This window comes from Bradyrhizobium sp. 4, from assembly GCF_023100905.1.
Lineage (GTDB): Bacteria > Pseudomonadota > Alphaproteobacteria > Rhizobiales > Xanthobacteraceae > Bradyrhizobium.
In genome coordinates, this window is sequence record NZ_CP064686.1 from 5663588 (window position 1) to 5685992 (window position 22405).

General features: G+C 63.3%; 16 protein-coding genes. 7 read left to right on the forward strand and 9 right to left on the reverse strand.

Annotated features, from left to right (window positions below):
• Positions 1 to 22: 22 nt before the first annotated feature.
• The 3 genes from IVB45_RS27025 to IVB45_RS27035 all read right to left on the reverse strand — a co-directional run bounded on the left by IVB45_RS27025 (position 23) and on the right by IVB45_RS27035 (position 3031).
• Complete coding sequence (locus tag IVB45_RS27025) at positions 23 to 1336, reverse strand: epoxide hydrolase family protein (RefSeq protein ID WP_247359038.1); 1314 nt, start codon at positions 1334 to 1336, stop codon at positions 23 to 25.
• A 264-nt stretch (positions 1337 to 1600) separates the two neighbouring features.
• Positions 1601 to 2326 carry a VOC family protein gene (locus IVB45_RS27030; RefSeq protein ID WP_247359036.1) on the reverse strand — a complete coding sequence of 242 codons (726 nt, stop codon included), beginning with the start codon at positions 2324 to 2326 and terminating at the stop codon, positions 1601 to 1603.
• A gap of 33 nt (positions 2327 to 2359) precedes the next feature.
• Positions 2360 to 3031 carry a sensor histidine kinase gene (locus IVB45_RS27035; protein WP_247359034.1) on the reverse strand — a complete coding sequence of 224 codons (672 nt, stop codon included), beginning with the start codon at positions 3029 to 3031 and terminating at the stop codon, positions 2360 to 2362.
• A 333-nt stretch (positions 3032 to 3364) separates the two neighbouring features.
• Between IVB45_RS27035 and IVB45_RS27040 the strand changes: the two genes are divergently transcribed.
• The 4 genes from IVB45_RS27040 to IVB45_RS27055 all read left to right on the forward strand — a co-directional run bounded on the left by IVB45_RS27040 (position 3365) and on the right by IVB45_RS27055 (position 9014).
• Positions 3365 to 6208, forward strand: coding sequence for a winged helix-turn-helix domain-containing protein (locus IVB45_RS27040; protein ID WP_247359032.1), 2844 nt, complete (start codon positions 3365 to 3367; stop codon positions 6206 to 6208).
• Positions 6209 to 6326: 118 nt separating this feature from the next.
• Positions 6327 to 7034, forward strand: a complete 708-nt coding sequence (locus tag IVB45_RS27045) for a hypothetical protein (RefSeq protein ID WP_247359030.1) — start codon at positions 6327 to 6329, stop codon at positions 7032 to 7034.
• 185 nt (positions 7035 to 7219) lie between these two features.
• Complete coding sequence (locus tag IVB45_RS27050; protein ID WP_247359028.1) at positions 7220 to 7921, forward strand: type 1 glutamine amidotransferase domain-containing protein; 702 nt, start codon at positions 7220 to 7222, stop codon at positions 7919 to 7921.
• 136 nt (positions 7922 to 8057) lie between these two features.
• Complete coding sequence (locus IVB45_RS27055; RefSeq protein ID WP_247359026.1) at positions 8058 to 9014, forward strand: alpha/beta hydrolase; 957 nt, start codon at positions 8058 to 8060, stop codon at positions 9012 to 9014.
• A 50-nt stretch (positions 9015 to 9064) separates the two neighbouring features.
• Here IVB45_RS27055 and IVB45_RS27060 read toward each other — a convergent pair whose 3' ends face one another.
• Positions 9065 to 11947: a winged helix-turn-helix domain-containing protein gene (locus tag IVB45_RS27060; protein WP_247359024.1), complete on the reverse strand. Its 2883-nt coding sequence runs from the start codon at positions 11945 to 11947 to the stop codon at positions 9065 to 9067.
• 353 nt (positions 11948 to 12300) lie between these two features.
• On the opposite strand from IVB45_RS27060, the gene IVB45_RS27065 reads away from it, so the two are divergent.
• On the forward strand, positions 12301 to 13284 hold the full coding sequence (locus IVB45_RS27065) for an AraC family transcriptional regulator (RefSeq protein ID WP_247359022.1): 984 nt from the start codon (positions 12301 to 12303) through the stop codon (positions 13282 to 13284).
• An 81-nt stretch (positions 13285 to 13365) separates the two neighbouring features.
• Here the strand turns inward: IVB45_RS27065 and IVB45_RS27070 are convergent, their stop codons facing one another.
• Positions 13366 to 15687, reverse strand: coding sequence for a molybdopterin guanine dinucleotide-containing S/N-oxide reductase (locus tag IVB45_RS27070; RefSeq protein ID WP_247359020.1), 2322 nt, complete (start codon positions 15685 to 15687; stop codon positions 13366 to 13368).
• A gap of 329 nt (positions 15688 to 16016) precedes the next feature.
• Here IVB45_RS27070 and IVB45_RS27075 point away from each other — a divergent pair, with 329 nt between their 5' ends.
• Positions 16017 to 16367, forward strand: a complete 351-nt coding sequence (locus tag IVB45_RS27075; protein ID WP_247359018.1) for a RidA family protein — start codon at positions 16017 to 16019, stop codon at positions 16365 to 16367.
• Positions 16368 to 16436: 69 nt separating this feature from the next.
• Here IVB45_RS27075 and IVB45_RS27080 read toward each other — a convergent pair whose 3' ends face one another.
• The 4 genes from IVB45_RS27080 to IVB45_RS27095 form a co-directional block, all read right to left on the reverse strand.
• Complete coding sequence (locus IVB45_RS27080) at positions 16437 to 17645, reverse strand: multidrug effflux MFS transporter (protein ID WP_051462638.1); 1209 nt, start codon at positions 17643 to 17645, stop codon at positions 16437 to 16439.
• Positions 17646 to 17825: 180 nt separating this feature from the next.
• On the reverse strand, positions 17826 to 19001 hold the full coding sequence (locus tag IVB45_RS27085) for a helix-turn-helix transcriptional regulator (protein WP_247359016.1): 1176 nt from the start codon (positions 18999 to 19001) through the stop codon (positions 17826 to 17828).
• Between the two features lie 412 nt (positions 19002 to 19413).
• A complete protein-coding gene (mddA, locus tag IVB45_RS27090) occupies positions 19414 to 20172 on the reverse strand; it encodes a methanethiol S-methyltransferase (RefSeq protein WP_247359014.1) in 759 nt (252 codons plus the stop codon).
• Positions 20173 to 20279: 107 nt separating this feature from the next.
• Positions 20280 to 21203, reverse strand: coding sequence for a methyltransferase domain-containing protein (locus IVB45_RS27095; protein ID WP_247359013.1), 924 nt, complete (start codon positions 21201 to 21203; stop codon positions 20280 to 20282).
• A 209-nt stretch (positions 21204 to 21412) separates the two neighbouring features.
• On the opposite strand from IVB45_RS27095, the gene IVB45_RS27100 reads away from it, so the two are divergent.
• On the forward strand, positions 21413 to 22363 hold the full coding sequence (locus IVB45_RS27100) for an AraC family transcriptional regulator (protein ID WP_247359010.1): 951 nt from the start codon (positions 21413 to 21415) through the stop codon (positions 22361 to 22363).
• Positions 22364 to 22405: the final 42 nt, after the last annotated feature.

The following is a 22405-nucleotide window of genomic DNA, read 5'->3' on the forward strand; positions in this document are numbered from 1 at the left end:
GAAGTGCGCGTCCCCGCAGGTCTCAGATCGACTGACGCAGCGCTCGGAAGGCGGTGCGCATTTCCGAGGAGAACAGCGCGGGCTGTTCCCAGGCAGCGAAGTGGCCGCCCTTATCGAGGCGGTTGTAGTGCATCAGTTTCGGATAGGCCTTTTCGGTCCAGCTGCGCGGCGCGGCGTAGATCTCGTCCGGGAAGACGCTGACGGCGACCGGGATCTTGATGTGCTTGGGCTCGAAGAACACCAGCTTGTTCTCCCAGTACAGTCGCGCCGAGGACACCGCGGTGTTGGTGAACCAGTAGAGCGTGATGTTGTCGATCACGTCGTCCCGCGACAGCCCTTCCGTCTTGCCGTCGAACACCCGAGCGATCATCGCGGTGCTGCGCGAATCATGGTCGAGCATCCAGGACGCGAGACCCGCCGGCGAATCCACCAGGCCATAGAGCGTCTGCGGCCGGTTGGACATCTCGATCGCGTAGCCGAGACCATGCTTGTAGAAATCATCGAGCTGATCGTAAGCGTAGCGCTCGTCCGCCGAGAGGTTTGGCGGCCGCGACCCGCCGGGCTGAAGCGCCTTGGCAATGTCGTCCGGAACGGTCGCGGGCATATTGGTGTGGATGCCGAGCAGTTCCGGCGGCGCGATCACCGCCATCTGCTCCGTCACGGCATTGCCCCAATCCCCGCCTTGCGCGACATAGCGGTTGTAGCCGAGCCGCTTCATCAGCACGATCCAGGCGCGCGCCACGCGCTGGGGGTCCCAGCCCAGCTCCGTCGGCTTGCCGGAGAAGCCGTGGCCGGGCAGCGAGGGGATCACGAGATCGAAGGCGTCCGCCGCCGTCGCGCCGTGTGCGGTGGGGTCGGTGAGCGGGCCGACGATCTTCATCTGCTCGATGATCGAACCGGGCCAGCCATGCGTGACGATCATCGGCAGCGCGTTTTCGTGACGCGAGCGAACGTGAATGAAGTGGATGTCGACGCCGTCGATCTCGGTGACGAATTGTGGCAAGGCATTCAGCCGCGCCTCCATCTTGCGCCAGTCGTAGTCGTTCTGCCAGTAGCTCACGAGTTGCTGCACCGTCGTCAGCTGCACGCCCTGCGATTGATCGGCAACGATCTCACGATCCGGCCAGCGCGTCGCGGCGAGACGGCGGCGGAGATCGAGCAGATCCTGCTCGGGCACGCTGACGTGGAACGGGCGGACCGCCCCGCTCACGCCGGCCTTCACGGAATGCAGCGGCAGCAGGCTCGACACGCTTGCCGCGACCGCGGTCATCGCAGCTTGGCTCAACAGTTGACGGCGGTCTGGATTGAGAATGTCGGTACGTGCTTGCGTGGTCATGTTCGATCTCCCTGGCTTTGGTCGGTGACGCTGACCGAATTCGACATCAACGCCTCGGTTCGTCATGCCGAGAGATTGGCGCAGGCCCTGGCAATTTGCTCGTTATGGGTTGTTAGAGCGCGTTAGCCGTTGCGAGCCGCGCGACACCGAGGAGAGCGATCGTCGACTCGCGATGCGCGCCGCCAAAGCAACACGGCGCGCGATGAGCTCAGTCATCGCGCGCCGTGTCGGCTTGCATCAGTCGAAGAATCTGTGCTGTCCAGCTCAGGATGGCAGCGGCTGGCCCGCCTGCTCGCGGACGATGTAATCGGCGTACCAATCGGCCCAGTTCTCGTCGTGCCCGCCGGTCCGCTTCTCGTGCTCGCCATGTGCCGCCGCCGCGCGGCGCAGTGCTGCGGCCAGCGCAGTCTGTGAAGCGAATGTCGTGCCGCCGCCCGCGATCCGTCCCGGCAATCGCGTCGTGACCTCCTGGAACAACCAGCCATTGCCGTCGGGATCGCTGAACGACGCGTATGAGCCGTAGCTGCCGCGCTTCGGGTCAGCACCGCTCACCCGAACGCTGCCGGAGAGATAAGGCTCGTCGGTCCCGGCGTGAACATCGCCGGCACCGTGGAATGGAGCGCTGACCTCGACGCCGCGGTCGAGCAGATCCGTTCGCGCCGCCTCCAGATCGGAGACGATCAGGTACAAGCCTCGCGCCGAGCCCGGCGCTGCCGCCGTCACGTTCCTGCCGAAGATCACCGAGCAGGCCGAACCCGGCGGCGTGAACTGGATCACGCGCCAGTCATCGCCGGAGGCAAAATCGGCGTCCAGTCGCCAACCGAGACGCGCGTAGAAGGCCTTGGCGCGATCGACATCGGACACCGGGATCACGATCACCTCGAGCCGCTGATCGACGCTAGGCGATGTCGAAGGCGTCTTCGTAGACTTGTTGGAAGGCTTGTTGGAAGGCTTGGCCGCGGCGTCGCGGTCGATTTCGGTAGTGGCCATGTCGAACTCCCTGGGTTGGATCTAAGACGAGCTTCAAGCAGCTGTGATCGGCATCACGATGGTAACCCGTGTGCCGTCTTCTCCCGCCTCGCCCTGCAGCCGGGCGTGAATGCTGCGTGCGAGTCCTTCGAGAATCCGGCTGCCGGTGCCCTGAAGCGGCCCGGTCGCGCCGATCCCGTTGTCTGTTACCGTGCAGAACCAGGCGCCGTCGCGATTGGCCATGTCGATGCGGATCAGTGCGTCATTCCTGTTCGGGAAGGCGTGCTTGGCCGCATTCGTCACCAGCTCCGTCAGCATCAGCGCAAGCCGATGGCATTGCGACGCCGGCAGCGTCCCGCTTTCGATCGCAGCCTCGCAGCGGATTCCCGCCGGCTCCAGCACGGCCTCGGAAATCGCTCCGCACAGGTTTTCGAAAAAGGCCGCGACCGGGATCGCCGTATGGTCGTCATTGTCGGACAAGAGCTGATAGAGCCTGCCGAAGGCGACGATGCGCCGCTCGAGCCGGTCCGCTGCAAGCGACACGTCCCTGGTACCCGTTCTGGTGAAATCGCGGCGGACTGACGCACCGAGTATCGTCAGCGTGTTCTTCATCCGATGGTGGGATTCCCGCAGCACGAGCTCCCAGTCACGCGACTGATCGTCAAGACTAGCCACAAATTGAGATCGAACGACGTGGTCATTCGGCCGAGCATCGATACCGGACATCGTAGCCTCCCCGTTGGAATTAACGCCAAACTCGGAACGGATACTGGATGCAGTTCGTGCGCATTGCTCGTTAGACGTTGCAAGATTCTGTTATGATGGCGGTACGACGACGGGCACTCCGAGCGTGAGCTGGTCGGTCAAGCACGCTGCCGGGTTGTCCCGATCGCTTCGCAAGATGCTCGCGTTTGAGTACAATTTGCGACGGATCGTCGCGCGCGACCGGCCAATTGCCGGCACCCTCCACGCGATTTCGCCACTTTCGACCAGTTTACTCAGGGTTCCCTTCTGCTAGATCAAAGTGCAGAGTTCAGCTCTCACTGGAATGATTGGCCCGTGCCGGACACTAACGACCAGGATTCGGCCATTGCTTTCGGGCCTTTCCGGCTGTTCGCAAAGACGCGGCTGCTCGAGAAGGACGGCGCCCCTGTTCACCTCGGCGGCCGTGCGCTCGACATTCTCGTTTTTCTCGCGGAGCGAGCCGGCGAGGTCGTGGACAAGCGTGAGTTGATACCGCGGGTCTGGGCCGACGTGAATGTGGACGAAGGCAGCCTGCGCTTTCACATCACGACACTGCGCAAGGCCTTGGGCGATCCGGGCGAAGGCTCCCGCTACGTCGTCAACGTCCCCGGACGAGGTTATTGCTTCACGGCCGCGCTGCTCCAGGCCGCCCCTTCGGGGAGCCGGACCAGCCTGCCCGTTGCTGCGCCGCGCTCGCTGCCCTCGCCGCTCGCGAGGATGATCGGGCGGGACGATGCGGTCGAGAGAATTTCCGCTGAGCTGGCCTTGCATCGCTTCGTCACGATCGTCGGCCCCGGCGGAATCGGCAAGACTTCAGTGGCACTGGCGGTCGCGCATCGCGAGCTCCAGGCCTTCGACGGCCAGGTGTGTTTTGTCGATTTCGGCGCACTGAGGGAGACCCGGCTCGTTACGGGAACGATTGCGGCCGCGCTGGGCCTGACAGTCAATTCCGACGACCCGATGCCGGGGTTGCTGACATTCCTGCGCAGCCGGCGGATGCTGCTGGTCTTCGATAGTTGCGAGCACATCCTCGACGATCTCGCCCCTCTGGCCGAGCGCATCGTCCGGGAAGCGGGCGAGCTGCATATTCTCGCCACCAGCCGCGAATCTTTCCGCGCCGAAGGTGAGCGTGTCCATCGGCTGTTTCCATTGGATTGCCCGCCACAGCGCGACGGGCTCGGCATCGCCGACATCCTTGCCTATCCTGCAACTCAGCTCTTCGTGGAACGCATCGCAGAGAGCCTGAGCGAGTTCGAGCTCAGCGAAGAGGATGCGCCGCTCGTCGCCGATATCTGCCGTCGGCTGGACGGCATCGCGCTCGCCATCGAGCTCGCGGCCGGGCGTGTGAATGCCTATGGCATCGCCGGGACCGCCTCTCTGCTCGACAGCCGTTTCTCGCTGCTGTGGCGCGGGCGGCGCACCGCTGTGCCGCGGCACCACACCCTGAGTGCGGCACTCGCCTGGAGCTATGATTTGCTGCCGACGACCGAAAGCGCAACGCTACGCGGATTGTCGGCATTCGTCGGGCCATTCACCCTGGAAGCCGCGCTTGCGGTCGCATCCTGTCAGGGCATTGGCGAAGCAGAAGCCGCCGAGGCGATCTCCAATCTGCTTTCCAAATCGCTGATCGCGACCTCGCCTGCGGAGCGGCGGCTGCGCTATCGCCTGCTCGACACCACACGTGCCTTCGTCGCGGAGAAGCTCGTCGAGAACGGCGAAGCGGACCGCGTCGCACGCGCCCACGCCGAATATTTTCGCGACTTCCTGCGCGACATCGCTCTCCAATCCACGGGCATGCAGAGTGCCGGCGGCTTTCTTCCCTATGCCGACCACCTGCCCAATGTCCGGGCCGCGCTGAACTGGAGCTTTTCGGACGGCGGGGACCGAACGATCGGCGTGGATCTGGCGGCGTCAGCGGCCCAGTTCTTCCTTGAGCTGACATTGCTGACGGAATGCTACCGCTGGACCCAGCAGGCGCTGGCGTCCCTCGACGCGAGCGCGGAGGATGGCCGCAATGAAATGATCTTGCAGGCCGCGCTCGGCGTCTCCGCGATGTTCACGCAAGGCAATACCGAAGCGGTCCGGTCGGCATTCACGCGCAGTCTCCAGCTTGCGCGGGAGCTCCAGGATTTGCACTGGCAGCTCTGGCTGCTGCGCGGATTACACATCTACCTCACCAGGGTCGGGGATTTTCACGGAGCACTCGGAATCGGTGGACAAGGCGAAAGCGTCGCGCGGAAGCTGAACGATCCCGCCAGCACGCTGAACGTCGAATGGATGTTGGGGGTCGCCCATCATTTAATCGGCAACCAGGACAAGGCAGTGCAGCTCTGCGAGAGCGCGATGTTGCATAATCCCGGCTCGCAGCGGCTGAATATCGGGCATCTCGGCTATGACGACCGCATCGTCGCACTGGTGGCGCTGGCACGCGGGCTTTGGCTCACCGGCCGGCCCGATCGTGCGATCGAGGCGTCGCGATACACCATTCGCGAAGCCGAGCTGCTCGAACAGCCGCTTACTCTCGGTATTTCCTTGATCTGGACCATCTACGTGTTCCTGTGGGTCGGCGATCTGGCCAATGCGGAAATCCTGATCGAGCGGCTGATCGATCATTCCGCGCGGCACTTCCTCGGGCCCTATCACGCGGTCGGCATCGGCCAGAAGGGTGAGCTGCTGCTTCGCCGCGGCGACGTCGCCGCCGGCATCGAGCACCTCCGCCGCAGCCAGGCCACGCTGTACGCGACGCGACACCGGATCATGACGACGGTGTTTGCGACTGCGCTCGCGGAGGGTCTCGCCTTCCAGAACCAGGCCGGCGAAGCCTTGCAGACCATCAATGATGCCATCGCCGAGATTCCCGATCATGGCGAATCCTTCGACATGCCGGAGATGCTCAGGGTCAAGGGCGACATCCTCGCCCGGTCGGGCAAGGCCGCGGAGGCCGAAAGCTGCTTCCGGGACTCGCTCGATCTGTCACGTCGCCAATGCGCGCTCGGCTGGGAGCTGCGGGGGGCCATCAGTCTCGGCCGGGTCTGGCGCCAAGCTGGTAAGGCCCGAGACGCCCGCGCCCTGCTCGCTCCGCTCGTCGCACGATACCAGGAGGGCCTCCAGACCCGTGATCTCGTCGCCGCCAGGGAGCTCCTTACGGCGCTGAATTGAGAGTATCTTCAATGGGATACCGCAAGGCTATCCGCTCGCAACTCCTAACAAATTCTAACACGCCAAGCCGCATCCGCCCCGCCATGGTGGTGACACTTCATGGTGGATATGGCGGGACATGGCGCTTCTTGACGATGTAATTGATGCCAGCGGCGGAATGGCCCGCTGGAATAGCTTGAGCCGGTTCACGCTTCACCTCTCCGTCGCCGGAACGCTGTTCTCCAGCACCGGACATGCCAGCGAATTCAAGGACGTGACGGCGGAGGGCTCGATCCGCACCCAGTCGGTCCGCTTCACCGGCATCACCGGAGGCGAACACTCTGGCTCTTTTCAGCCTGACGCGATCACGATCGAAAGCCTCGAGGGTGAGATCCTCAGGACCTGGCCCAATCCGAGCCTTGCGTTCACCGAGACTGGTTCGCCCGCGCTCGCGGACGAACTGCATCTCGTGTTCTTCTGCGGCGTCGCGATTTGGAATTATCTGACCAATCCATTCCTGCTCGCCCATCCCGACGTGGTGGTGGAGGAACTGCCGCCGTGGCAGGAGAACAACGAGTCATGGCGGCGGTTGCGGGCGCAGTTCCCGCCGGGCCTGATCACGCTCTCGCCCGAGCAGACCTTCTATTTCGACGACAACGCGTTGCAGCGGCGGACCGATCACGATCTGTTCGGCATGAAAGTCGCGCATTACTCCTGGGCCCATGACAGCTTCGGCGGCATCGTGGTGCCGACGCTCCGACGCGCGCAGACGCTGCGGCCCGACGGAACCGTGGTCGCCAAGCCCGTGCTGATGGACGTCGAGATCTTTGACGCCGTCTTCGAGTAGCGGCACGCGCGACATCTCCGTGCTCTCAACGTCTAACAATACATAACGCGCCAACAGCCGGCCTTGAGTGCAGATTGGGATCGCGAGCAACGAACGACGTGACGTGCTCGGACGAGATCCAGCTCGGCGCATCTCCACCACAATGGAGTGCGTCATCGCCGCAAACGCACTCAAGGAGAACGGTCATGAAAATATTGATGGTCATCACTTCGCACGACCAGCTCGGCAACACCGGGCGCAAGACGGGCTTCTGGCTCGAGGAGCTCGCCGCCCCTTATTTCGTCTTTAAGGATTCCGGGGCCGAGATCACCCTCGCCTCGCCGAAGGGTGGCCGTCCGCCGCTCGACCCCAAGAGCAACGAGCCCGAATTTCGCACCGACCTGACGCTGCGCTTCGAAGCCGACGCCGACGCGGAAGCCCAGCTCGACAGGACGGTTCGCCTCGACAGCGTCAAGCAGGAAGATTTCGACACCGTCTTCTACCCAGGCGGTCACGGCCCGATGTGGGACCTCGCCGCGGACAAGGACTCGGTCAAGCTCATCGAATCCTTCCTTGCCGCCGGCAAGACAGTCGCCGTCGTGTGCCACTCGACTGGCGCGCTGCGCCACGTCAAGGCGCCCGACGGCAAGCCACTGGTCCAGGGCAAGGAGGTGACCGGTTTCACCAACGGTGAAGAGGAGGACGTCGGCCTCACCAAGGTGGTGCCTTTCCTGGTTGAAGACGAAATGCTGAAGCTCGGCGCAGTCTTCTCGAAAACGGCAAACTGGGGCGTTCACGTCGTCACCGACGGCCTCTTGATCACGGGCCAGAACCCGCACTCCTCGGGTCCTGCCGCGCAGGCCCTGCTGGCCGCCCTGAAGGGCAAGCCGCTGGCACGCGCTTCGTAGTTCCCGGATGCGGCACATCACGAGAGGTGCCCGCAATCGGGCCTCTCGACGCCGACAGGCCGGAGGCATGCCCCGCAGCAAGCGCAATGCACTTGCGACACATCTTCACGCCACATGCTGGATTCGGAGCGATGACATGAACATCCCAATCACTCTTGCCCTGTCAGCCGCTTTGGCCTGCGCGACCGTGCAGGTCTCGGCGCAGGATCTGCGATCGAGCCGGCGCTCGATCAGCTATCACAAGGTCGACATCCGCGGCCTCGAGATCTTCTACCGCGAGGCCGGGCCCGCCGACGCTCCGACGGTGCTGCTGCTTCACGGGTTTCCCTCGTCGTCGCGGATGTGGGAATCTCTGATGCCGCTGCTCGCCGACAAATATCATCTGATCGCGCCGGACTATCCCGGTTTCGGCAACAGCAGCGCGCCGCTGCCGTCCGATTTCAACTATACGTTCGACAACATCGCCGCCGCAATGGGCGAGCTCACAACGAAGCTCGGCCTCACGGACTACGTCTTGTTCATGCAAGACTATGGAGGTCCTGTCGGCTTCCGCATGGCGCTGGCGCATCCCGAACGCGTTCGCGCCATCATCATCCAGAACGCGGTTTCGCACGAGCAGGGGCTGAGCCCGCTGTGGAATGTGCGCAGGAAGTACTGGGCCGACCCGGCACGCGAGCTCGAGGCGCTCAAGGCCAACTTCACATCCCTGGAGGCGACGCGTCAGCGGCATCTCGGCTCCAGTCCGCGTCCCGAGCGCTACGACCCCGACGCCTGGATCGACGAATACGCGTTCCTGACGCGTCCCGGCCAGGCCGAAATTCAGACCACGCTGTTCTTGGATTACCGGACCAACGTCGCCTCCTATTTGAAGTGGCAGGCTTGGTTGCGCCAGACGCGGCCACCGACGCTGGTGGTCTGGGGCAAATACGATCCGTCCTTCACTGTCGCAGGCGCGACGTCCTATCGCGACGATGTGCCGGATGCCGAGGTTCACATCCTCGAAGCCGGCCACTTCGCGCTAGATGAAGCCACCGACGAGATCGCTACGCTTGTCCGCGACTTCCTGGCGCGGCTGGGTGGACACAAGGGTTGAGCACTGGTGGCGCGCTCAGCAGCGAGAAGGGCACGGTCGTGTCGACCTGGTCAGGCCGCCGGCCCGTTCAGCATATGCCGTGCTGCAATGAGATCGGCGGTCTCGAAACCTTCGGAGAACCGGGCATAGGTTTGAGCGAGCTGTGCGAGCGGATTTTGTACATGCTGCCGGATTCGAAGCCGCGCCAGCGACATCTCGGCTCGCAGCCGCCAGGACAAGGCGCCCTGCTGTTCGGCAAGCGAGATCGAGGCGACAAGATCCGCCTCGGCCGCGTCGGGATTGCCGCCAAGGATCTCCAGCTCTCCGCGCAGGCGGAGCAGCTCGGGCAGGTCGAAGGCGCCGCCTTCCTGCTCGACCCGAGCAATGGATTCGTGAAGAACCTGAATGCCTTCCGTCAATTGTCCCAACGTGACCAAACCTTGGGACAGATCCGCGGCGAACGCCGAGGCATAGAGTTCGTAGCGATCGGCATGCAGGCGTGGAAGCGCACTCCGCATTAGGTCGACGCCGCCGGCCACCTCGCCCCGGGCGATCAAGCTCTGTGCCCGAAAACCCGTCGCGACGGCTTCGTAGGGCACGAGTCCGTGCATGCTCGCATGCGCCGCCAGGCGATCGGTCATGGCCTCGACTGACGACCAGTCGCCGAGCCAGCCGAAAACCGAAGCGGACCAGCATAATGCGATACAATGCATGACCACGTCATGCGGCGCCGAAGCGCCGACGAGCGGCCGGACGCATTCGAGCGCGCGATCGGGAAAGCCGCGCAGCCATAGGACGCGCGCGAGCGGAATCTGCGGTGTGCGTGAATAGGCGAAATGCCCAGGTTGCGTCCCGCGGAGCGCAGCGTCGTCGCGCAGGCCCTGGTCGAGATGGGCTTGCGCCTCGGCCTGGTCTCCGGCGAGGTGATATGACACGCCGAGCAGCGCTTTGCTCCCGGCGATGCCCGCGGTATCGCCGATCACACGGGCAATCCGCTCGGCGTGAAGCGCAGTCGGCACCAGATGCCGATAGCGACCGGTCCGGCGGTAGAACATGTTGAGCCGGGACAACAGCCTGAATGTGTTGGCGTGATCGGAAAGCGCTTCCGCTATCTCCAGCCCGCGCCTGAGCGCCGATTCCGCCTGCTCGCTGTTACGCTCGGTGAACATGAAGGCGTGACCGAGCGTCGACTGAAGTTCGAGCTCCCATGCGCCGCCCCGGTCGGCCTCGTCCAGCATTGCGAGTGCGCGATCGGACCAGATGCGGGCCTCGTTCAGCAAATTGAGTTCGACGAACAGCCTTGTGCAGCTGCCGGCGAGCGGCACGCGCAAGCCGGCGCCGTCGTCGTTGGCATAAGCCCATTGCAGCGCAGCGCGGGCATCGGCGAGCAGGCTCGCGCGTTCCTGCAAACGTGACGCATGATCGCTGCCCTCCTTGTCCCTCATGCCCGCTTCGAGCGTGCATTGAACATAGAGAGCATGACGATGCGCGATCCGCGCCAGCTGTCCGCCGTCGGCCAGTTTCTGCAGGGCATAGGCACGCGTTGCGTCGAGCAGGCGATAGCGCCGCGATGCGCCGTCCGGCTGGGTGGAAACCAGCGACTTCACCACGAGTTGCTCCAAGGCCTCGACGACGCGATCCTCCGCCATCTCCGCCCCGGCCGCGACTGCTATCGCGCCCTTCAACGTGAAGTGACCTGCGAAGACGGCGAGGCGCTGAAATACGATCCGCTCGCTCTCGCCGATCAGACCGAAACTCCAGTCGAGCGTAGCGCCGAGCGTCTGCTGCCGCGGCGGCGCCGTCCGCCGCCCGCGCCATTCGAGCTGCAGCCGGTTGTCGAGCAGCGCCGCCATCTCGCGCAGTCCATAGAGACCGACACGTGCGGCAGCCAGCTCGATCGCCAGCGCGATGCCGTCGAGCTTGCCGCAAATCCGGGCCAGGACTTCGGCATCCTCGTCGGTGATGTCGTCGCGATGCCCCGCCGCGACGGCGCGATCGACGAACAGGCGCACAGCGGGATAGGCCAGCACCTCGCCGGCACTAAGGCGGGTGCCCTGCGGCGGACCAGGGAGCGAAACGAGCTCGAAAATCTGCTCGCCTTCCACCAGCAGCGACTCGCGGCTGGTTGCGAGGATGACGATGCCGGGCGCCTCCCGGTAGATGTTTTCTGCAAGGCGCGCGACCTCCTCGATGACGTGCTCGCAGCTGTCGAGCACGAGAAGCAGCCGGCGGCCGCGCAGGAAATTGACGATGCTGGCCGAGGGGTCCTCGTGGTGCACGACGAGGCCCAACGCGGCTGCAACCGTGCTCGCGACCAGCGCTCCGTCCTTGAGCGGACCGAATTCGAGGAAATGGACCTTGCCGTCGAAGCTATCGCACATCTCGTGCGCGAGCGCGGTCGCAACGGTGGTCTTTCCAATGCCGCCCGGCCCTCGCAGGGTGACGAAGCGATCGCGGAGCAAGCGCGCTGCCAACTCGGCCACGGCGTCCTCCCGCCCGACCATCCGGTCCAATCGGCGCGGCAGCGACGGTGGCGGCGCGGCCCTTTCAGGCACACGCGACGCCGGTGTAGCCACCTCCGCGCGCCCGCCACGCCGCACGGGCGCGACAAAGCAATAGCCCCGGCCCGGGATGTTGGTGATGTAGCGGGCACCATCCTTTCCGTCGCCGAGCACCTTGCGCAGCTCCGCGACATGGACGCGCAGGCTGACCTCCTCGACGGAAAGTCCGGACCACGCATAGCCGAGAATTTCGTTCTTCGGGACCACTTCGCCGGCGCGACTGACCAGCAGGCGCAAAATATCCGTCGCGCGGCTGCCGAGCCTGACCGGCAAGCCATCCTTCTCCAGCAGCCGCGACCGAAGCGAAAATGGCCCGAACGCGACGGCATCGAGATCCAGAATCGTTGCGGCGTCGCTGCCGCGGGGGCCATGTCCTGCCGAGAGCTCGGTCATTTCTGACTCATCCTGACGATCGCTCCTTCGAAATGCGGCGCGACTATACCCGGCACCGATGCGAGGTCCAGCGAGGGCAACGCATGGAACTCACACCGCCGCATCGATCTCCTCGCGACGTCCGGCGCTCTCCTGAGTCGGATCGAGAATGCGCAAATATCTGATAAATTGTACAAAAAGGACGCTTCCTGAGACGGGATGCCGCACCTGATGCGCTCCCACAAAAACTAACACATCCTAATCACCACTAACGAGCTTGCAGGTCAGCTCACGCCTATCCTCTCAACATGGAAAGCAGGGCTTTGCACGTTTGCTGGTTGCAAACAGCGGAGAAAGCCCGGAGAGGACGAACGATGTTGACCAATTTGCAGGCAGGTGATGCCTGGATTGAATTTCTGGGCGCCTCGGGGGATTGCGAGCTCCCCCAGGCAACACAGGCGATCATTCGCGAGCATCAATGGCGTCAGGTCGATCCGCGCACGGGCGCGGTGGCAGAGGACATCGCGATCTCGCGATGGGAAGACCCGCGGAGCACCTCGTCGCACCAAGCGACGACGCCTGAGGATCGCTATTTCGTCGGCATCGCCCTCAAGACCACGCGGGCGAAACTGACCCGGGATCGCCAAGTCATTTTCGACGGGACCATGCCCGCGGGCACACTGTATCTCACCGCGCCGTCGAAGCCCCTTGCCGTGCAATTCCAGTCGCCATGCGCCTTCCTGCACATTCACATTTCCGCGGACCAATTTCCGGCACAATTTTCCGGGACCGAGGGATTGAATGATCTCGTCCTGTTGCGCGATCCGCTCGCAGCCGAGCTTGCCAAGGCGCTAATCGAACTTGGCGACGCCGCGGACCACGAGTTTACGCGCTGCATCGGTCAAACCCTTGCGATGCATCTGGCGCGCCTGGAATTGCCACGCGCCAGGGTCAATGCCTTGCCGAAATGGCGACTGCGGCGCGTCGAGCAATATGTCGCCGATCATTTCCACCGCTGCATCAGCCTGTCCGAACTCGCCAACGTCGCCGGCCTATCCAGAATGCACTTTGCGGCTCAGTTCCGCGTCGCGACCGGTTACCGGCCCCGCGAATATCTTCTCAATCACCGGATCGAGCATGCCAAGATGCTGCTGGCAACCACCGACCGGCCGTTGGCGGAGATCGCGCTTGCGGTCGGCTTCAGCACGCAGGCGCATTTTTCGACCGTGTTCAAGCGCATCAGCGATCAATCCCCGGCACGCTGGCGCCTCGCCACCAAGGGTGAACGGCGAGAGGTGCAAGCACTCCCGCCGCGTCGTCCTTCTACGGAGAGAGACTGGATCAGCGCAGCCGCGTGAACATTCGCTCGCGCCCTCATCCTCCCGGGCCTGCGAGCCACTCGGGGCTGTCCCTGCACCCACAGGGCGGCCCCCTTTTTTCTACACCGGATCGAAAGCCCGGATCGGCGGCAGATTGCCGGTGAACTTCTCGACCTCGACTGTCGTGAGCTGGCCGGTGCAGCCCTGCGCGAAGGACGAGGTGCCGACGTCACGTGTGAGCACGTTCGGGTTGCCGTGCACGCAGAGCGGCGCGTCGTCTTCGGGGTCCATCGGGTCGTACCAGGCGCCGGTCGGGAGCTGAACCACGCCGGGCGCGATACCGTCGGTGACGTGAACCGCGGCGAGACAGGCGCCGCGCGCGTTGAACAGCCGAATGATGTCGCCGTGCTTGATTCCGCGTGCGTCTGCGTCCTGCGGGTTCATGCGCGCGACCTCGCGGCCGCGATGTTTGCTTTGAAGCGAATGTCCACCGAAATCGAGCTGACTGTGCAGACGCGTCACCGGCTGGTTGGCGACGAGGAAGCACGGCGCCCCCGGCTTCGGCATGTCGGACTTCTCCAGCCAGACCGGATGGCCCGGGCAATCCGCATCGCCATGACCCGCGATCTTGGCAGAGAATATTTCGATGCGACCGCTCGGCGTCGGCAAAGCGTGGTTGACGGGATCGTCGCGGAAGCGGCGCAGCCGGCCGCCGTCGTCGGGCTGTTGCGGCACCACCAAGCTGCCCCGCCGCCAGAACTCTTCGAAGCTCGGCGCCTCCAGGCCGCGCGCTTCGAGCGAGGCGCGGGTCGGCTCATAAAGATGCTCCAGCCACTGCCGTGACGTCCGCCCCTCGGTAAAGGGTTCGCGCGCGCCGAGACGGTCGGCGAGATCGGCAAAGATCTCGTAGTCGTCGCGCGCAAGGCCGAACGGCTCGGCAATCCGGTGCATGGCGACCATCAGGGGATCGTTGCTGGAATAGCCGATGTCTTCGCGTTCGAGCGTCATCGTCGAGGGCAGCACGATGTCGGCATGCCGGGCCGTGGCAGTCCATGCGAGCTCGTGCACGACCAGCGTGTCGACTTTCGCAAACGCCTTGCGCAAGCGATTGATGTCCTGGTGGTGATGGAAGGGATTGCCGCCGGCCCAGTAGACGAGGCGGATATCCGGATAGGTGCGCGTCTCGCCGTTGTAGCGATAGGTACTGCCGGGATTGAGCAGCATGTCGGCGATGCGCGCCACCGGAATGAAATCGCGGACAGCGTTGCGGCCCTGCCCCAGTGTCGGCCCCGGCACGTCGTTGACGCGGCGGCCGTAATAGCCGATCGCCCCCAACGAATAGGCGTAGCCGCCGCCGGAGAGGCCGATCTGGCCGAGCGCTGCCGCCAGCACCATGCCCATCCACACCGGCTGCTCGCCGTGCTCGGCGCGCTGGAGCGAATGAGAGACGGTGATGAGCGCACGCTTGCCGGCGAGCCGGCGCGCCAGCTTGCGGATTGTATTCGCGTCGACGCCGCAGATCGCGGCGGCCCATTCGGCGTGCTTGGGTTGGCCATCGCTCTCGCCGGTGAGATAGCGCAGGAAGACCGGCCATCCCTCGGTGTAGCGATCGAGGAAAGCCTGGTCGTGCAGGTTTTCCGCGACCATCGTATGAACGATGCCGAGCATCAGCGCGGTGTCGGTGCCGGGCACGCATATCATCCATTCGGCGCCGGCCTCGACCGGCAGGTCTTCGCGCAACGGGCTGACCAGGATGAACTCGCAGCCGCGGCGGCGCGCGGCTTCCATCGCGCCGCGCTCGACGTGCTTGCTGATCGAGCCGCCTGCGACCATCGAGTTCTTCAGCGCCATGCCGCCGAACGCCAACACGACGTCGGTATCAGCCGCGATCTGCTCCCAGGTGACGTTGCGCTTGGTGATGTCCTCGTAACCGCAGAGGATCTGCGGCAGCAGCACCGAGGACGCACCGGAGGAATAGGAGTTCACCGAGCGCACATAGCCGCCCAAGGCGACGTTGAGGAAGCGATGCACCTGGCTTTGGGCATGGTGGAAGCGGCCCGCGCTCGACCAGCCATAGGAGCCGCCGAACACCGCGCCGGGGCCGCGCGTGTCACGGATGCGTGCCAGCTCGTCGCCGAGCAGATCGAGCGCCTTTTCCCAGCTGACGGAGACGAATTCGTCGCGGCCGCGGCGATCGTCCGGACCGGGACCGCGTTCGAGCCAGCCGCGGCGGATCGCAGGTTGGGTGATGCGCGCCTGATGGCGCAGTGCGCCGGGAAAATTGTCGATGATGCCGTTCGGATCGGGATCGCCCGCATAGGCCCTGACCTCGAGCCCGGCCTCGCCTTGACGTGCCGAGAACACGCCCCAATGCGAGGTGTGCGGCTTGAAACCGTCGGAGAGGTCGAGGCCGGGGTCGGGGAAGCCAATCGTATCGTCCATCGTCGCATTCCTTGTTCCGGTCGGCGCGGTCCCGGCCGTACCGATGTCATCCAAGATAGCAGTATAGCGATCCGCTCTTCGATGTCGTCGGGTCTGGGCCGGCGAAAATGCCGGGCGCTCGTGCAAAGACAGATTGGCGAACGTTCGCAGGGACGACAGGCGGCGATTTTTCGACCAATTTGTACTTTTATTTTCAACGCGTTAGCCGTCTGCATTGAGAGCTGTGCAGGTCCGTCTTCCGACAAGACCTGGCGCGAGATCTCTTGCGACGACACTGACATTGAAATGTGCGATATCCCGGCCCGTCACACAGCAACATCGGTCCCATCATGATCAAGCGCGTCTTGCCCTACGAAGGTCTGCTCCACGAAGTAGTCGAGCACAATGGCGTACTTTACATCGGTGGCATCGTCCCCGAGGACACGAGCCTCGACATGTCGGGCCAGGCAAACGACGTCCTCGAGCAGTTGGCGCAGTTGCTCAAGACCCTCGGATCCGATCTGAGCAACGTCTTGCAGGTGACCATCTACATGGCCGGCCTCAAGGAAAAGGCAGAGTTCAATGCGGCCTGGAAGGCGCATTTTGCAGAGGCTCATCTGCCGGCGCGCGCCGCAATCGGCGTCGCCGATCTCGGTCGCGGCGTCAAACTCGAGATCACGGCCATCGCCGCTCGACAATAGTGGCATGCCACGGCGCCGCAAAGAACCTCACACCAAACCCATTTTGTTCTCGGCAAGATCCACCTCAGATTAGCGCCGCTTGTGAAGGATAACCGCCACCAGCGACGTTGCTGTCAGCACGATTCCTAGCCCGACAGCCGGATCGCTGGCGACAATCGCCGCGAGAGAGGCACCGCATGCAGCGCCCGCCATTTGCGAGAATCCGAACAGGGCTGCGGCGATACCGGCCTTGCTGCCAAACGGCGACAGCGCTGCCGCGCTCGACAGCGGGCTCACCACTCCGACGCCGAACAGAAAGACGGACGCCGCTAACAGAAATGGCAGCAGCGCGCCGTTCGCGAGCAGCACTGCGCAAAGCAGCCCGACGCCTCCGAGGACGGTTAATCCCAAACCGACCGACGTCGCACGGCAGGTACCAACCCGCGCCGATAGCCTAGGCGCCAGCATGCCGGCCGCAAACACCAGGAAGACGACGCCCGCAAATAGCTGACCAAGTGTGATTGGCGAGAATCCAAACAATTCGAGCAGCACCCGCGGCGCGCTGGAGAAAATCGCGAATAGACCGGCCATCACCAGTCCAGCGGTTCTAGCAGGCGCAACGAACCGGCGATCCCGAACAAGCTCCAGATAGGCCCCGGCAATTTTGAGCGGGTTCAGAGAACGACGCGCGCCGTCATTGGTTTCGCCGACGAAGGTCGCATAGGCCAAAGCCGTGCAGAGCGCGAAGGCCGCGACAAAGGCAAATTCCGAGCGCCAGCCAAAGAATAGATCGAGCACACTCCCCAGCAGCGGTGAAAATCCTGGGGCGGCCGCGGTTGCCATTGTGATCGACGCCATGACCTTTGCAAGTGCCTGGCCATCGAACAGATCCCGGGCGATCGCACGTGAAAGCACCGAAGCCGCACATGCGCCGCAAGCCTGCATCGATCGGCCGATCAGCAGGCTCGATAGATCGCGCGCGAAAGCGCACCAGATCGTACCGGCGATGAAAATTCCGAGTCCTATCAGGATCGGCATGCGTCGCCCGAACCGGTCCGATAGCGGGCCGGCAATCAATTGCCCTATGGCGAAAATCGCCAGGAAGATCGTGAAGGCCGACGTGACCGCCGCGCTGGATACATGCAAATCGGCCGCGATGACCGGCAGCGAAGGCAAGAAGATGTTGGTTGCAAGAATGCCTGTCGCCGCCAGGGCACAAATCACTATTCTGCGCGCCGCCGCCCCTGCTTTACGCCCATGCCCCGCCGCAGAAACCGTGCCCTCGACGTCAATGGACATGCTGCGCTCCCAACTCCTGTCCAGATGCGGCGAGGCAGGGACGCCTGATCACCTACCCCACCGCGTGCCGGCGGGACGCATGCCATCCTGAACAACCGCTGCTTGGGTGTCGTCCTGCGAACGTGGGAGGAGCGCGCAAATATTTGCTGCTTCTGGGTGCTGCAACGAGCGACCTCTCTCCTATTCGGCCAGCGGCGTCGTATAGCCTGCAACCAGCTTGACGAGATCCGCCTGGCGCGCGGCACCTGTTTTTTCAAACAACCGGCTGACATGCGTCCTAACCGTGCTATCCGCGACCCCGAACGCCATAGCAACCTCGGGAATGCCACCGACCTCGACGACGGCCAGCAACACGCGAAGCTCGGTCGGCGTCAGCTTGAACGCGCTGCCGATGGCTCCGGGAACAGAAGCGACGGCCAGCGACGCCTTGCGAACGAACAAGGCCACCGTGGCGGTGTAAACAATACCGGCCCGCCGACGCGCGCCTGACGTGAGCGGCAATGCATGGGCCACATAGCGGTCGCCCTCCCTGCCGGTCAGCGGCACCGCGATGCCCCTTATACCAAGTGCGGCATCGCCCTGCCCCGCGGTGGCGAAGACATCTCGTAGGGTGCGGTCGATCTGCGGATCGCTGGCGACCAGCCGCCCACCCACCGAACTCAAAATATCGCGGGCGTCGAGAATGGCATTCCCGGCCGTATTGGCGTGAATGAGACGTCCACCGGGATCGACGAGATACATGCCGGCACCGAGCCCGTCCAACGTGTCAACGAACGTCGCGAGTTCAGCGGCCTTGAACTCGAACATCTTCCCGATCACGACGGCACGCCTGACATGCGGCGCTATCAGCCTCATTTGCCGGCGCGCGTGCTCGTCTACGATCCCATTTCGCCGGTGGCGGAAGACCCCAAAAATGGCTGTGCTGACCGTGGTTCTGTCGACAACCGCGCTGACGAAATCGACAAGCCCCTGGGGCTCGGCCCACTGCCGGTATAGTTCACTCTGGGTGAGTGCTGCGAAGGACATCAAATCGGTCGTCGCGACCGGCTGTTCGAGGTCACCGAGAAAGTGACCCTCCGCGGAGGAATAAATCTGCCGAAAAAGTTCGACCCGCAACGGCACGTCAAATCCGAAGCGATGGGGCACCGTGGCGTGTTGAACACCAATGTCTTTGCAGAACAGCCCGCCTCCCGCGCCGCCAACGAATTGCACGATGCTGACGATGGCGTCTTCCCAACGAGAGGGATCGATTGCGGCATCGTAGATGACGCTGATCAGGTCGCTCAGTTGCTGCTGAGCATCTGAATTGTCTTGCGACGATTCCGAAGCCGACCGCGGATGTGAAACCCTGTTCATTCGACGACGCGCTCCGGTATGAGGATAGCTATGAAACAACTTTAAGCTTTTCCGCTGATATCGAGCCGGTGTCGCGCTCAAATCATTTTGATCGAGTCCCAGCGGGGCCGCGGGGAATATCGGCCATCCTTCAAATGGAGGATGATCAGTGCGATCGGTGACATCTTGGCCGGACGCTTCAGGTTGAAAATGAGTTGATCAGAACGCGATGCGCACGCCGCCCCGCCCGTGTCGATACGGCTGCGAACGGACAACGCGCCGCCCTGGAACCCCGCCAAATAGCGCGACACTTGGCGCGGACGCGGCAATCAAGGCCTGCCCAGCAAGTGCCAGTCGCGGATAGCTTGTGCCTAGGCTCTTTCAATCCACCCTGCTTGCTGACTGATTGGCCTGTCTTGACGAGCGTCTTGGGTCAGATGTCGGCGTCCTCGGAAGCAGCGAATCTTCGGCCTGGAAGCGGGACGAGCATGGCCGCATGACGGCGGTAGCGGCGATACCGGTCGCCGAACTGCTGGATCAGGTCGTGCTCTTCCAACTGAATGCCGATCAGAATGTAGGCGGTGATGCCAAGCGAATAGAGCAGATGACCGATCGTCATCGCAGGCGTGGCCCAGACTGCGAGCAGGATGCCGAGATAGATCGGATGGCGGACATACCGGTAGAGCAACGGCGTGCGGAAGCTGGTTTCGGACGGTTGTTTACCGAACAGGCGCATGAACACCTGGCTGAGGCCGAACAACTCGAAATGATTGAGAAGAAACGTGCTGGCCACCAGCACGACCCAACCCAGCCAGAAGATGGCGTCGATTGCCCCCGCCGCGACCGGGTGGCTCACGGTCCAGACCGGCGTGGGGATGGGCTGCCACTGCCAGTACAGCAACAGCAGTGCAAAGCTGGCGAACAGCACGTAGGTGCTGCGCTCGACCGAAGCCGGCACGATTCGCATCCACCAGCGCTTGAAGCCCCGACGCGCCATCACGCTGTGCTGGATCGCGAACAGTCCGATTAGCAGCACATCGATAACAATGCTTGGCAGAACCGGACCAATGGCCCCGGAATCGACAGACTTTGGAACGACTAGGTTCCCGGTGAAGCCAATGAGATAGAGCAACGCGATCAGCGTCACCCCGTAAGCGGCAGTGCCGTAGAGGACCGCAACTAGACCCGCCATCAATCTTCTCCCAGAGAGTTCAATTTTTTGCATCGATTCGTCAGATCGCGGCGGCTGCGGCGGTGCTTACAATGGAGAGATTTCGAGCAGAGACCGGCGCGGGTACGTCACCCCCGGGGCCGCTGCGGTGATCCCGGATTCTGCGCGGTGACCATCCAAGAGCTTGAATTCATCATCACGCCTTCAGGGCGGACGAATTGTTTCAACTCGTCCTTCAAGGCCGCCACCAGCGTATCAAACAGGCGAGCAGCCTTCGGGCCGGCTTCGCGATAGACTTCCCCTGCGGGACCGATCGCGAGCTGAAACGCGACCGCTTCGTCAAGATCTCGCCCGACCAGGACTTCGGCATCGATCCGTTCGAACCTGATGCCGCTGTAGCCGGCAATCATCAATTGCCGAGTCACGGCCTCGGGATCGGTCATGGAAAACGGTCCGGGGCCGCAGGTTGCGGCGTCTTCCCTGACGGGGGGCAGGTAACGAAGCAGAACCTCCTTCGACAGTGTAAGCCACGGATTGTCCGCCCGTTCGCGCCAGACGACCATCGTCAGCAGTCCACCCGGCTTGAGCGCAAATCGCATGTTGCTCAAGCCAGCCGTTGGGTTTTCGAAGAACTGGGTTCCAAAGCGAGAGAAGCAAAAATCATGTACCGGCTCGAACGGATGGGTCTGAACATCCGCTTCGAGAAAGCTGAGATTGGTCACCCCTGCCTCCTTCGCATCGGCGCGGCCGACGTTGAGGAAGGCATTGCAGCAATCGAGGCCGAGGACGGATCCGGCCGGTCCGACGCGCCGCGCAAGTTCAATTGCGGTGTCGCCCCAGCCACATCCCACATCCAGGACCCTGCCGCCGGCTCTGATCGGCAGCGACGGGAATACTTTAGCGCTATGCAGGTGAAGGCCGCCGGCGAGGATGTGCCGCCACGCATTGAATTTCGGAGCCAGTATTGCGTTCCAGAAATCGATATACGGAGTGACGGTTGCGTTAGCCTGCGCGATGCTCATGATCGAGATGTCCGTCTGCTCGGTTGCCATCCGGAACCCCGTCGTGGCGTCCCGCTTTTCCGTTCTTCCGCAACCGGTTCCGCGTCCGCCTGACCGTCTGGACAGCGTCTCAAGGAAACGTGGAGGAATCGGTTGCTTGGCAGTTCATTCATGAGCCCCGTATAAGCGCGGGGATCGCCACGGTGAATGATCGCCCAGCCGGATCAGTTGACCGATCGTCCAAATCTGAGATTAGCCTAATGATCGATCCGCTATCGGAAGTGCTTCGATCGGTTCGCCTGACTGGCGGGATTTTTCTGGATGCGCGTTTCACCGCGCCGTGGAGCGTGCATACCCAGATCGTCGCTGAGGACTGCGGGACTTTCGCAGTCAAACCGTCGCTGTTGATCGCGTACCACTTCGTCATCGCGGGAAAATTATTGCTCAGCGTCGATGGTGAACCCACCATTGAAGTGCGGGCCGGGGAAATCGTACTGCTGCCGCGAAACGATGTTCATACGCTGGCCAGCGACGCGGGTCTGGTACCGACAAGCGCGCGTCATCTCATTCAACCCTCAGTGGATGGAGGGCTGGCAAAAATTCTGCACGGCGGAGGCGGTGAGCCGGCGCAAATCGTGTGCGGGTTTCTCGGCAGCGAGGAAACCTATAATCCGTTGATCGCGGCCCTGCCAAGAGTGCTGAAGCTCAACATTCGCGAGGGCGTCGCACGCGACTGGATCGAGGCTTCAGTGCGATATGCAGCCGGCGAACTGACGGCCGGCAGGTTCGCCTCGTCAAACCTGATGTCTCGGCTTTCCGAACTGCTGTTCGTAGAGGCGATGCGCCAGTATTCCGTGACATACACCGATCAAGATGGGGGATGGCTGAAGGGGATTGCCGATCCGCAAATCGGACGCGCGCTCGCCTCCATTCATCATAACGTCGGGCTGCCGTGGTCCGCGGAGTCCCTCGCGAGAGAAGTCTCGATGTCGCGGAGCGCCTTCGTCGACCGCTTCACAACCCTGATCGGGGTGCCACCAATCCGGTATCTGACCATCTGGCGGCTTCAGGCAGCCAAGGTGAGCCTACGAGAAACACGCAAGCCCATCGACCAAATCGCAGAGGAAGTGGGTTACGGATCCGGAGAAGCATTCAGCCGGGCGTTTAGGCGTGAATTCGGCCTGGCGCCTGCGCGATGGCGGCAACGCTGACAAGCCAATTGATTGCGCACGCGTCAAGTTTCAGAACGAGCC